The organism is Nocardia cyriacigeorgica (genome assembly GCF_010868145.1).
Lineage (GTDB): Bacteria > Actinomycetota > Actinomycetes > Mycobacteriales > Mycobacteriaceae > Nocardia > Nocardia cyriacigeorgica_D.
Map to the genome: position 1 here is coordinate 1 of NZ_JAAGUY010000005.1, position 14161 is coordinate 14161.

Annotated in this window: 3 protein-coding genes; all 3 read right to left on the minus strand. The window is 68.9% G+C overall.

Going from position 1 to position 14161, the window contains the following annotated elements; all coding sequences use genetic code 11:
• Positions 1-13236, minus strand: a 13236-nt coding sequence (locus GV792_RS09200) for a WXG100-like domain-containing protein (RefSeq protein ID WP_445738778.1), incomplete at its 3' end; no start/stop codon positions are given.
• A 17-nt stretch (positions 13237-13253) separates the two neighbouring features.
• A complete protein-coding gene (locus tag GV792_RS09205; RefSeq protein WP_163823629.1) occupies positions 13254-13766 on the minus strand; it encodes a YbaB/EbfC family nucleoid-associated protein in 513 nt (170 codons plus the stop codon).
• An 18-nt stretch (positions 13767-13784) separates the two neighbouring features.
• Positions 13785-14102: a hypothetical protein gene (locus GV792_RS09210; protein WP_163823630.1), complete on the minus strand. Its 318-nt coding sequence runs from the start codon at positions 14100-14102 to the stop codon at positions 13785-13787.
• Between the last annotated feature and the right edge of the window lie 59 nt (positions 14103-14161).

Genomic DNA, 14161 nt, shown 5'->3' on the forward strand with positions numbered 1-14161 from the left:
GGTGTCGCCGGAGGGCTGCGGGGTGGGGTCCGGGTCGTCACCGGGGCGCCAGGAGCCGTCCGGGTTGCGGGGTTGCTGCGGGTCGGGATGCGGGCCGGGAGTGGCGTTGTGGACATCGTTCGCCAGTTCGGCCAGGTGGCGGATATCGGCGGCGCGCTGATGGATCTCCGCACGCAACGTGGCCTGCACCTCGGCGAGCTGCGCGGGCTTCAGGCGTTCGTGCAGATCCAGGCGCCCGTCGCGGAACTTCTGGTACGCCTCGTCCCAGGCGTCGTCGCTCGCGTCGGTGATATCGACGCCGAGGATGCGCAGGTAGTCGCGGCTGGGTCGACGTGTGGGGTTGTCCGGGACCTGGCCGCTGCCTAGCGGGGCGAAAAGCCCGGTGTCGCCGAGGATGTCGAGTAGGAAGGCGAGCGAGGACGGGTCGTGGACGGGGAGTTCGCTGCCGCCTACGCGCGGATCGGCGCTCGGATCACGTTGCAGGTCGCGGGTGAAGGGGTCGACGTCGCCGAGCGCGTGCACGAAATCGGTCAGCGCGTCGACGACCGCGGGATGGTCGGCCATCGAGTAGACCATGGCGTTGATCGCCCGTCGCATCCCCGCGGGATCGAGGGTGTCCGGGTCCGGCAGCAGCTCGCTCAGGTCGCGAGTGAAGCTCGACCCGTACAGGCCCTCCGGTGGGACGCCGAGTCGCTGGGCGAGGCGCTGCACCGCCGCGTTCACCGCGGCCTTGTCCAGTTCGCGCAGGACCTCGGCGTAGTCCGCCAGGTCCGCCAACTGCTGGAGTCCGCGCTCGTTCGAATTGTCGGGGTCGGCGATGATCTGCGCGACCAGCTCGGGCGACAGCGCGGGTCGATCGATCTCCAGCCGGTTCACCAGATGCCCGAGCACGTTGTCCAGCGCGTGATAGCGGTCGATCGCATCGGCGCTGCGGGTGGCGTCGAGCAGGCCTTCGATCTGCGTGGCGCGCAGCAGGTTGTCCTGCCACAGCTTGGCGAGCTCGTCTGCCCACTGCCGAGGACTCAGCGAATCGGGGTCGCTGATACCGAGCTGGCCGGCCAGCGCATTGCGTTCGGCGCGAGAGGTTTCGGCGCTGCGCGAGCTCGTGCCTTCGTCGGTGCCACTGTCGGAGGCAGGGTCGGATGAGCGCTCGGCTCGGCCTGGTGTCCGATCGGTGTCGCCAGGCGTGCGATCGGCATCACCGGGCCTCCCGTTGGTCTCGTCAGGTGTCCCGGGCGCCCCTTCGCCGGGCACCGGATCAGGAACCACATGCCATTGCCCACCCGGCTCGCGCACCATCGTTACCGCGACCGGGCGGCCGTCGATATCCCCACGGAACTGCCGGATCTCCGGGGTGTCGAGCTGAACGATGTGGACGATGCCGTCCCGGTCCAGGAAGGCGCCGTGGAACTCGACTTCGACTTCGCCACGGCCGATCCGTCCGGCCAGGTCGTGGTCGCGGGCCAGCTCACCGGCGATGGCCGCCTCGTGTTCGCCCCTGCCGTTGACCACGATGATGCGTGGCGGCTCACCCGGCACCCGCACCACCCGGTCGGCGGAATCGGCGGCGAGGAAATCACGGACCCGATCAGAGAATTCACCGACCAAATCGACACGTGCGGACAATTCATCGCGCAATTCGGCGATGGTCTCGTCCAGTCGCTTCGGCGGCGACAGCTCGTCGATGCCGACGCCGAGCAGTTGCGCCCAGACACCACGCTCGTCGCGAAGCTGCTCGCGCCGCAATGCGTCCTGGAAGTGCAGGCTGTTGCCCTTGTCCCGCTCCTGCGGCACCTCAGGACCCCAGTCCAGGCCCGGTTCGCCGCCGTTGTTGACGCCTTCCCATTCCAGTATCTCGGTGCGTTCACCGCGGGCACGTGCCCGATCGATCAGTGCGCGGCCGAGCGGATCCTCATCGAAGAAGCTGGTGGATTCGCCGTACGGGACCGCGGCGTTTTCGGCGTTGTAGCGGCGGGAAGCGGCGTAGAGGCCTTCGATGGCACCGGCGCGGCGCAGGAACGCGTACCGTGCGTCGGCGACTGCCCGACGCAGGGTCTCCGGTTCCAAATCCGGCAGGCGCATGCCGAGCAGACCGGCCAAGCGACGTAGTTCGGCGGCATCAGCCGCGCGCATCCGAAGGCTATCGGCGAGGTCGCGCGCCCAATCCGGCAGTGGTTCACCGTCTTCGAGCTCCCCCGCTCGGGCGGCTGGTTCGCCGGGTGGCAGTTCCGCACGGATCGGTGGTTCGCCACCGGCGAGCCCGGCCAGCTCGAGATCCGCCTGAATTGCGCGTAGCTCCCGCTGATCCACCTCGTCGATCCACGGCGCGTACTCGTCGCCGTCCGGGGTGAAAATCGGTGCCACATCGCCGGAGCGCGTTGGCAGTCGACCGGTGAAGTACCGCGCGAACGGTAGGTACTCCCGGCTCTTCCACATCGTGACGCCCTCTTTGAGAATGCGGGCCGGATTGAACTTGGTGGTCAGCTCCTCGGTCGGCGAACCACCGGGAGTCGCAGCCGGTTTGGTGCTGGTCAGGTCGATCGGGAGGTAGCCGTGGCCGAGGAACGACTGGCCCGCGCCGTCGACGCCGGAACCGGACGGATACTTCGGATTCGCGCCGCCGTACCCACCGCGCAGGGCGTCCCACACGCGACGCAACCAGGACTTCTTCTTCTCGATCGCCTTCGGCTCTTGCCGCTCGGGTCGCTCGACCGCCGGACGTAGGCGCTCCGGTGCCTCGACTCGCCAACCACCGTTGCCGTCGTCGACCAGGCGGACCGGGACCCGATCACCGTCGACGGTGATGGTGTAGCGGCGCCCGCCCGTCTCGCCGGACTGTTCCTGCCGGTCCGCAAGGACCGCATCGGCCAGATCATTGATATCGGCGATGCGGCGCAGCACGTCGCCGCGGAGCCGGTCGACCGTCTGGTCGGGCCGATCGGTGAGGTCACCGAGATCGACGTCCAGGCAGCCGGCCCACCGGTCCCGTTCTGCCGTGGTAGCGGCAACGCCATCGGGGTCCGTGACGGTATCGAGCCGGGCGACGGCATCGGCGAGGGCCTCGACGACCGCCGCCCGCACCAGGTTGCGGTACTGCTCGGCGGTGACGGTGCCTGCCAGCCGCGCGGTGTCGAGATCGTCGGCGCCGAGGCCGTACTTGCGGGCCAGCTCGGTAGCGACCTCGGCGATCGGATTGACCTCTGGCATCAGCACATTGCCGCTGCGCGGGACACTCTCGCCCACCGGATCGGGTGCTGGGGCGGGTGGGGCCTGCCCCTCCGGCGGGAACCACAGGCCGGGCTGGTCGGGTGCCGGATACGTGAAGTCCGCGGGGTACCGCATAGGACGCAGCGGGCCCGCGTCCGGATTCAGCGCCGCGTCGAGGAACCCGTGCACCAGCGCCAGCTCGGCCAGTTCGGCCAGCGCACCCAGCGGATCGGGATGCCGCGTCAGCCGCTCCCCCAACCCGAGCAGCTCCGCCAACCGAGCGACATGCGCCCGATCCCGATCCGACAGTGGCACCGGATCGGCCTGATTCCGCAGCGCGACCTCCCGCAGGAAATCCACCACATCGGCGAACGGCCGATCGCCCCACATCCGTTCGGGTGCGCCATGATCGGTGCCCCCATCGATGTTCGGCACTTCCGGTGTCGGGGATCCCGATTCCGGATCTCCGGGCGGTGGCCGGTTCGACTCCGCGGCCTGGTGCGCCGTTGGCGGATGGGAAGGCTGGGGCGGGATCGGTGGTCCCACTGGCTGCGGCGGAGTCGACGCCGGGTCCTGAGGCGGCTCCGCGCCGTTCGGCGACTGCGGTTGACGTGGCGGCATGCCCGGTTCGCCGGGCGCGGAGCCCGGGCCCTCGGGGGACTCGGGCCCGTCCGGGTCCTCCGGGGATTCGGACGGCGAATCCGGGTCCTCGGGTAGCGGGTGGATCGCGGTATCGCGCAACCACTTGACGCGTTCCTCGGCCATGCGGGCGGACCATTCGGCCTGGTCGGCGTGGATGCCTGCCCACCGGTCGTCGGGGTGGGCGTCGGCTTGGGCGCGCAGGAAGGCAGCGTGTTCCGCCGCCATTCTGGCCTCCCATTCGGCCTGGAGGATTTGCTGCCGCTCGTACCACGCCGACGGGGTCCGCGCGGGCCCAACGGGTTTCGTCGGACCGCTTCCGCTACCCGCAGGATTGTCGCCGGGCAAGCCTTCACCCGCGGAGTCCCCGGACTCACCGTCGCCCGGCTCACCGGGATCACCCGGCGAGGAGGGCGGTTTCGGCGGACCGGAGGGCGGTGGCGGACCGTCGCCCGCACCCGAAATCGGGGCGGGCGGGCTGCCCGCGGCCGTGTGCGCTGCTCGCAGCGCGCGAGCGAATTCGTCGGTGAGGCGGACGAGGTCGTTGATGCGCTGGGCACGGTCACGTACCTCATTGCGCAGGGCGGTGAGTTCGGCGGCCAGCTTCTCCGGAGTGAGTCCCTCGTGCTTCTCGATCCGGCCGTCGCGATAGGCCTCGTACACCTTGCGGAAGGTGGCGTCGTCGGCATCGGCGATATCGACGCCGACGATGCGCGCCCAATCCCGGTTGGCCGTCGGTCGCCGTGCCGGATCGTCGCTTGGCATCGGTCCGCTATCGGGACGACGTGCCGCGTCGGCGACCGCGCGCGCGAAATCGTCGGCCCCGCAAGTACGCACCGCGTCGGCAATGATCTCACGCAGCGCGGTCATGGCGTCCCGATCGTGCATCGGGAATCTGCCGTCGATAACCCGTGGATCGGCACCGGTGTCACCGCGCGCCACACCGGCATACGGATCGACATTCAGCAGGGCGTTCGCGTATTCGGTGAGTGCGGAGTTCACCAGATCGCGTTGCCCGGCCCGTTCCAGCGCCCGGATCAGCTTGCGGAGCTTCTTCGGCGACAGACCCGTCGGATCGACGGCGAAGACCCGCTGTCCATTCGGACCATCGACCCGCCCGGGCGGAAGCAGCGCGGCGATCGTGCGCGAGACGCCCGCCCGCTCGGCGAACTTGGCCCGGGTGAGGCGGCGGGCGGCATCGTCGGTGACGAGCCGCTCCGCCAGCCGGTTGCGTGCGGCGTCGACCGCCGTCGCATTCACCTCACGCAGTTGTCCGGCATAGGCGGCAAGGTCCGTGAACTGCTGCGCGCGCAGGGCCCGGCGCTGGGTGGTGTCGCCGAGTGCGGCTGCCATGGTGTCGCCGGTGAGCTCGGCTTGTGGGATGCCGAGTCTGGTGGCCAGCCTGCTGCGGGCGTCGCCGACCTCATGGAAGGTCTGGATGTCGTTGGCCGAGCGGATGAAGTCGGTGAGGCCTTCGATCTGCGCGGCCCGGACCGCATTGTCGAGCTTCTGATCCGCGACGGTCTGGTTGATCATGTCCGGATGCACATCGGCCGGGCCGAGGCCGAGTTCGCGCATCACCCGGATCAAGTCGGCGAGGACCTCGTCACGTGGGCGCGGTGCGGTGGTGGCGGGGTCGTCGCCCTCGGGTGCCGAGGTGGATGGCGCGTCCGATTCGGGTACCGCACGCCAGGGGCCCTCGCCCTCGCGGACCAAGGTCACGCTGAGCTCGCGGCCGTTGACGGTCTCCTGCCGGTGCAGGACCTGCGGGGTGTCGACGGGGTCGAGGTGGGTGCGGCCGGTCCAATCGGTGCGGGCGGATCGGTAGTCGACGACCACACGACCGTCGGCGAGGTCGCGGACGAGCTGCGGGTCGGCAGCGAGCGTGTCCGCAAGTACCTGGTGCCTGCTGCGCTCTCCGTCGACGATGACCAAGCGGTCCGGACCGTCCGGCATCGGAATGCGCACGGCTTGGTCGCCGAGCGAATCGCCGACCAGTTCACCCTGATCGGTCTCCGGGTAACGATGCCGCGCCAGGTCGGCGAATTCGGCCACTCGATCGGAGCGCGCGACATTGGCGTCCCGCAACGCGTTCAGGGTGTCGTCCACCAGGTCGCGGGCCAGCTGACGCACGTCGAGGTCGCGCATGGCCGCCCAGGTGGCCAGCTCATCGCGCAGCTGATCGCGGCGCAGGGCGTGTTCGAAGAACTTACGCAGACCTTCGTCGCGGCCGAGTTCGTCGCCGTCGCCCCATTCCGGCAGCGGGTCGGCGCCATTGCCGATCGGCACGGTGTCCAGCAGGCCGAGATGATGACCGAATGCCGCGATGATCTCGTTGCGGAAGCGCCCCATCGGGTTCTGGTCGGTGAAGCTGACCGAGCCGCCGAACGGGACGGCACGACCTGCTGGGTCGGGTTCGGCGAAACGGCTCGGTCGCGGACTGTCGTCGTTGTCGTCGAGAAGATCCTCGTCCAGGACATCGTCGGTGTCGTCATCGGGTCGCCGCGGCGGCCCATCGAGCTGGGCCGGGTCCGGACCGCGATCCAGTCCTGGCGCGCCGTCATCGGTGGTGCCGTCCCACGCTGCCCTGGTGAACGGGAGGGTCTGCTCCTCATGCAGACGCTGAGCAGCAGCGGCCAAGCCCTCGATCGCAGCGGCCGCGCGCACAACCCGGTACTGGTGCTCGTCGATGAGCTCGCGCAGTGTCCGAAGGCTCTCGTCGGGCAGTTCGACGTCGAGCAGGCGACGCGCCGCATCGGTGAGCGATTCGCCTTCCGACGGTGGGCCTGCGGGTTCGGCCTGTTCTGTATCAGCCGGTGGTTCGTCGGCGAGGCGTTCGGCTTCCTCGGTCGTGATGAGCTCGCGATCGAGCAGATCGTCGATAATCCTTTGCCGCTGTTCGGCATCGGCACCGGTGAACACCTCCAGGAGATCTTCGCGGGCCTGCTCGGGCGTTATCCGCTCGACGTCGAGATCCGAGATGAGCTGCTCGCGAACCTGATCCGCGTTCGCGTCGGTGAGTTCTGGTCGGTACTCCTGACCATCCGGTGTCCGCATCGGCAGGTGCTCACCCGCGGCGGCTCGCATGCGTCCGGAGAGTTCACCGAAGATCGGGATCAGCTCACGGTTCTGGACCCAGACTGGGGCCTGCTGGGCGAGCCGCAGCAGCGTCGGATCCGGCGGGCCCGCCTCGGGCGGCGCCTCGAAACGCGGTATGTCCGACGGTGGTGGAGGCGGTGTCGGCGGCGGCGGACCGATCAGGTCCGGTGCCCCGGTGATGCCATCGCGAATGGCGGCCTGACCGGCCGAGTCCCCCACCGGAGAACCGGAGGGATACTTCGTCTGCTCTTCACGCACCGGCATCATTTCCCGGACCGCATCCCATTCGCGACGCATTCGCGACCGGGTGTCGACGGCATCGGGTTCGGTGCGCTCGTCGACCACCCGCCACCGGTTCGCACCGTCCGGGCGGACATCGACCCGCACCTGCTGACCATCGACGTCGATGGTCACCTGCGGCGGTGGATCGATCGAATCGGGATCGACCGCACCGTCGCCGTTCGAATCAAACTGCGTGTCAGATCCGTCCGGTGTGCCGGCACCGGACCGCGACAGGCGCGATGGTGGCTTCTCGCCGCCGTCTCCAGGTGGCTCGACTCCATCGGGATCGGAGGCCGACGGTGGCGGATCGGTCGGAGGTTTCTTCGCACCACCGCCCGCACCGGCTGCGGTGTCGGCGGATGCGGGATCCGAATCGCCTGGGGATCGAGGCGAGGCGTCGATTCGATCGGCCTCGGAGACCTGTGGATCGCTTGCGCCGGAAAGGTTCTCGGCCGAACTGATCAACAGGTCCCGCAGGATGCGGGTTGGTGTGGTCGCGTTGGCGGGGCCGCCGACGACATATTCGGCGAGCGCCTCGGCCAGCGCCTCCCCGGAGCGGAGCATGCCGTCGTCGTCGAGGCTGTAACCGCTGAGCTCGCGCAACCATTCACCGAAATCACCGTTCGGGTCTTCCGCGGCCCGCCTGAGCAGTAACCCTTCGGCTTGCTGCCTGGCCGCGCCGCCACCGCCGTAGTCGAGTGCGTGGCCGTACTCGTGCACCGCGACGAAGTACACCGGCCGACGCAGAATCGTCTGGGTGAACTGGCCGTTGGCGACGCCGACGCGCGCCTGCTCACGGAATCCGTACGCGCTGGTGGCGAGGTCGTAGTTGAGGGTGATCGACTCGGAGAAGATCGCACCGGTGGTGTGGTCGATCCGGCCGGCGGTTTCGCCGAGCACACCGTAGCTGAGCTCGCCGATGCCGACCGAGCGCAGATCCACCTGCGGATGCTGTGCGTACATATCTGTGATGCCCCTGGCGAACTCGCGCACCACCTGGGCGTTGAGCCACGGTAGATCGAAGCCGAACACCTCGAAATCGGGATTACCCGTCGCCTCGCGCATCAGATCCCGCAGCCGTTCCCCCACTTCTGGCGGATCGAGGTTCGACCATTCATCCGTGCCGGTGACTCCGAGGATGTCGGCATCGAGATCGGCGATGCCGACGTCCTCGGTGGGTGGGCGCAGCTGCTCCGGACCGGATCCGGTGGACATGCGGTCCGAGTCCTCGGCATCCCCCAGCTGATCCGCATCGCCCGGTAGCGAATCCCCGCGCCTGGCATCCTCACCCCCGCGCGCGGTATCCGTCAGCAGGTCATAGGCCCGGCCCACCGCATCGTTGACGTTGCCGCGCCCATTGAGCACGACATCGACAAAGGCTTCGGCGAGCGCCTCACCCGGATCCAGTTCGCCGGCCTTGTCGAAGCTGTAGCCGGTGAGCTGACTCCGCAGCCAGTCGTCGTAGCTGTCGACGGTTCCCGCGCCCAGCCGGTTGTTGACGTAGAGCTCGATGAGGTCGTCGTCGAGTGCGAGTCGCGCGGCACGCCTGCCCGCGTAGTCGACCGCGTGCCCGAACTCGTGTACGGCGGCGGCGTACACCGGCCGATCCATCACCGACGGATGGAACCTGCCCGCGGCGACCCGCTCGCCCATCCACTGCCGGAACTGCTCCCCGTCCGCGGCGTAGCGGCTGCTGAGCGTGATCGAGTCGGCGCGCATCGCACCGGTGGCGGGATCGGTGAAGGGCCGGGTCAATCCGATCAGGCCGGCCGACAGATCACCTATGCCGATGCGGCGCACATCGACCTGCGGGTGACGTCCGGCCATATCGACCATGGCCCTGGCGAATTCACGCGCTACGTCGGCATCCAGATCCGGGCGGTCGAAGCCGAATACTTCCAGATCGGGGTTGTCGAGCAACTGCCTCAGCTGGTCGCGCATGCGTTCGCCGACCTCGGCCGGGGGCAGGACCGTCCACTCGTCGGCGCTCGGCCCACCGAGCGGGCCGGTATCGCGTGGCGTGTTCGACGGCGTCTGGTCCCGGTCCGCCGCAAGGGTCGCCGCATCGATCCCACCGACCACATCGATATCGACCGGTACTCCAGACCGGTCGAGCCGGAACCTGCTCACCGTGACCTCGCCGGTCTCGGAGGTGTGCGCGAGGTGGTATTCGAATGTCAGGGTGCGGTCACGGTGGGCGCGCAGCAGTTCTTCCCTGGCGGCTGTCAGCTCGCGGCCTTCGGGGCTATCGGGATCGATGCCGCGAGCCCGCATCTGTTCAGAAGTTTCGCTGAGTATCGCGGCCAGGTTCCGGTCGATCGCAACGGTGCGGCGCAGATATTCTGGTGAACCCTGTTGTGCACTGGCAGTTTTCGAACCACCGAGGATCGATCCGACGCCCTTGGCCTCGACCACCACAAGTTTCGGCGGATTGCCGTCTGTCCCTGGCACAAGGACCGCGATATCGACGACGTTCGCACCGTCGAAGGCACCGTCGAACGGAGTGATCTGGACCGCGCCCGGCCGCAGTGCCGGATCCATCGCGAAGGCGGTTCCGCCGAGCTCGCCGAGCAGTTTGGAGGTGGCGACCATCTGCCGGCCGAGCGTGTTGTACTTGTCGGCTCGGGTGCGCAGGTCGTGCAGATCTTTCAGTCGTTGTGCCCGATCGGCGTCCGACAGCGACTGGTCGGCCAGGATCTTGCGCTGCTGGCTTTGCATTTCGGCGCCGAGCCGTTTCGGCGCGAGATCATGGATATCGGTGATGCCGAAGGACGCCATCGGGCCGCGCATCGCGTCCCGCTCGGCGTCCCGCTGGGTTTGCAACGCGAGCCGGTCGGCCGAGGCCCGCGCCAGCCGGTCACCGATTTCCGGGTCTGTGACCTGATAGGTCGTTTCAGGGCCCCGCTGCGCCTGGTGAAGATACCCGGCGGCGACGAGCACATCCGGAATCCATCCGTTGGGACCGCGCAGCTGAAAATTTCTGTCACGAAACGTGTTCGGCCGGTCGATCTTGTGATGCCAGGTGCCATCGGGATCGCGATACGAGTCGGTGCGATCACCTGGCCGGTGCAGGAATCCGTCGTTGCCGACGAACATGCCAGCCGGCACCGGCTCGCCGACCGGATGCGGCTGAGGCGCCGCCGGAGTCGTGTCGCCCGGCTGGCCGACCCGATCCCCGGAATCGCCCGCGGTGCCCGCGGGAACGGTGTCACCGAGCGGTTCGACCGGAGTGGCATCCGCACCGTACAGAACGGCACGCACCTCACGGACCTCACGCGGAAGCGTAGGCGGGAAGCCCTCGACACGACCCGCGCCCGGGTCGCGCACCATGATGGTGCCGTTCTCATTGACCAGCGCATACGCGTGCGCACCGACCCGATAGCGGTCGGTAGCGCCCGTATAGTTGTCCACCACCAGCGCCGACGCTCCGTCGCCGAGAGCGAGCAGCCGGTCCGCGATGGCCTGGTGACCGTCGAATGGCCGCAGCCGCCCGCCTGCCGCCGCTTCGACCTCGGCCGCCGACATCCCGTCCGGGCCGATCAGACGGGTCGGCGGGGTGATCGCATCGATACCGAGCACACCCTTGAGCAGGCGCAGTGCCAGCTCTGCGCAGCGCCCGCGGCGCGAGGCGTCGCCTGCGTGGTGTGCCCCCGCATCGTCGCCGAGTTCGTAGATGACGCCGTCGGTATCGCGGAGCGCGGCATCGGTGCGTTGGGTGCGAGGTGCCTCGCCCGTCCGGTCGGTGACCGGGGCTCCGTCACGCTGGCCGATGCGGTTGATACCGCGGTTGTCGTCGCGGCCGGGGCCGGAAGTGGAGAGATCCGGGGGCGGGATGACGAACATCGGGGCCGGTGGCGAGGTCTCGTCGTCGTCGCGGTCGGCGCGGAGGTCGGAGTCGTCGGAGTCGTCGGCTGCGCGCGGCTCGTCGGGGTCCGGCGTTCCGGTGCGGAGTTCTCCGGTGGCGGGAGTTCGGTCGTCGGATCGGTGTGCGCCCGCGTCAGCAACCGCATCCTCGCGAACACCGGCTTGAACGCCGGGCTGGTGCGTATCGCTACCGACAACCGGCCGATCAGCAGCACCCGCCCGCGGCTCTGGCGGCACGACCGGCTCGTCGCGCATCGGCCCGGTGGGGTCGGAGTCGTCGGCACGAGGTGTGGCCGGGGTGTCGACATCGCCAACCGATGCCCGGTCCGGACCTGAACCAACCGGTCCATCCCCGGAAGGCGCCCGCCCATCCACCGGCGAAACCCCGCGGGCCGGACTGGAAGAAGTCGCGCCACCGCGTGTTTCGCCGCCGGCCTGCGACTGCCCCGCAGTGGGGGCCTGGTTCTGGGGCGGCGCACCGGCCGGAGGAACCGCCAGTGCAGGCGCCGCTGCGGCCGGGATCGGCTCGCCGGTCTGGATCTCTCCGTCCGAGACTCCACCGTCACCGTCCCGCGCGGGCACGATGCCTGGGTCTCCATGGAATCCGATGACACCGTCGTCACCGCCGCGCGACTGCGCCTGCAACCCACCGTCGGCCTGCGGGCCGTCGTTGCCCATCTGCGCGGCACCCGCGCGCGTCTCCCCGGAGCGATCGCCCACACCGTCGCCACGGGTGGCGTCACCGGCACGCCCGGAATCGCTATGGCCCTCGCCTTGGCCGCGACCACCGTCGGACGCGGTCGCACGGGTGTCGCCGCCGTCGCCGCGCCGATCACCCTCGCCGGACGACTGCCGCGAGCCGTCGTCTGTGCGGCCACCGCCGTCGCCAGGACGCGCAGGCGAGGAACGTTGCCCCTCGCCCGTCCCACCGGATTGGTTGCCTCCGTTGGTATTACCACCCTGACCGGTGGCCGGACCGCCGGAACTACCTCCGCCGGTACCACCCGGTGCGCCGCCGCCGGTGCCACCACCGGTACCGCCGGGGGTTCCGCCGCCGCCCGAACCAGGCGCCCCACCCGGACCGAAGATCGCGGCATCGATGCGCGTCTGGAAGCTCGGACCGTTGATCAGCCCGGGCCGATGGTTCTGCCAGAACTGGTTCGCCCGCGCCTTGTTCGCACCGCTCATCGCCCCATTGGAGACACCTGCCGTGATCACCCGCGGATCGAAGTTGTTGAGCGCGTTGCCGAGATTCTCGTTCGCCTTGTCCCAGCCGTGCTGCGCCCAATCGAATCCGAACTGCGCGCCGAGGCTCGCGCCGTAGCCCGCCACCGACCCGGCCAAGCCCGCCCCTGCGCCGCTGATCATCCCGTTCATGACGTTGTTCACCCGCGGCGGGCGAATCATGGTGCCGTCCGGGCCGAACCGCCCACCGAGACCGCGGCTGATGCGGCCGGCCAGGGGCCCCGCCGCCGCACCGCCCGCCGCGGAACTGATGGCCGTCACGCCGACCTGGGTCCAGTCGATATTGTCGCGGTGGCCTTGCGACACTTGCCAGGCCTGGATGCCCAGATCCTGGCCAGTGCCGATGATGGTGTCGATGGCGACATGGCGCACCATGAACTGCAGGAACTTCTTGCGCGCCAACGCAAGCACCATGCTGCGGATGGCAGCCATGACGCGCTGGGAGATGACCCGCGCCGCGATTCGGGTGAGGGCGATGGCCGCGGCCTGCACGGCCGGTGCGGTGGGCGGGAAGATCCAGGCCGCCGCGAGTTCGGCCGCCAGCAGGACCAGCGACGAGATGAACATGAGCTTGGCATATTCGATCTCGGTGCCCATTTTGTCGGCGGACTCGCCCATGCTCTCGAGTCCCTCGATCAACTGCTCGAGCGAACCCTTGTCATGGCCTTCGGTCGCATACAGCATCGAATCGAAGGCCTTGGCGATCTCCGCCGGCGCCTCACCCGACGGGTAGGCATTCAGCGACGCCGTCTTGGCCGCCCGGACGTCGGCGATGACGTCCTCGAGGTCCTTGGCAGCTTTGCGCCAGTCCTCGGCCAGCAGCCACATATCGTCTTCATTGCCGTCCGGCCACTCGCTGCCGACAACCCACCCCAGGACGCTGGGAAAATCGATCGCCATTGCGCGCCCAGGTCAGCTCACCAGCCGGAAGCGGTGACTCCACCGTCCTCATCCGGCTTGTTCAACACTTCGGCGTTCTCGAATTCCACTGCGGCGCTTCCATCGTCGACCAGCGCACGGTTGCGCGCGGCAGGTGAAGCGGTGGACGCGCGCTGCGGCGCAGGCAGGTGCCCGGTCAGGTCCGGCATTCCGTCGATGAGATCCGAGAGTTTCGGCAGCCGCGCGCGCCTGTCGTCGAGCGGGCTCATCAGCTGCTGCCCCTTGCGCATCACCTCGGCGGTCGCCTTCTGCGCCGCCTCGGTGACGGCAGCGGCGATCTCGGGATAGGTCAGCTCCTCGATATTCGGACCGAACTTGGTCTCGATGACGGCACCGTCGGCGTTCACCGTGACGGTGACCCGTTTACGCCGCACAGTCGCACTCGCGGTGAGTTGGTTGCGCTCGTCCTGGATGCGCGCGATCTCCCGGAACTGCTGGGTTACCTCGTCCACCAGACCGGCGAGCTGGGCTTTCGCTTGTTCGTTGGCCATCGGCTCAGCGGCTCCCGATCACTGGAAGCTGTCTTCGTTACCGCGCTCCATCTTGTTCAACGCGATCACGGTCTGCGCCTGGCCGCTGCGGAAGTTGTTGAACGAGTTGACGACATTGTCGAGATTGCCGGTCAGGCTCTCGCGGGCGGCGAAGTACCCGTTCTCGCCGTCGGTGAACGACGCACCCATCTTGTCGTTGCCCCACGGGGTTCCGCGCGAGGCGATCGAAGTCTGCAATTCGTCGAGGATGCCCTGCACCTTGTCGCGCACCCCACCGGTCTTCTCCGCGGCCCGGCGGAAATCGTCGGGATCGACATCGACCTTGTCGGCACCCATGCTCGCTCCTCACCGCCCGTGCGGACCCCGCACTCCATCTGCTCGTCTGCGACTGTGGC

Bases quoted from the DNA above. Each gene is read 5' to 3' on its own strand.
- GV792_RS09205 (WP_163823629.1), bottom strand. From the start codon at position 13,766: ATGGCCAACGAACAAGCGAAAGCCCAGCTCGCCGGTCTGGTGGACGAG.
- GV792_RS09210 (WP_163823630.1), bottom strand. From the start codon at position 14,102: ATGGGTGCCGACAAGGTCGATGTCGATCCCGACGATTTCCGCCGGGCC.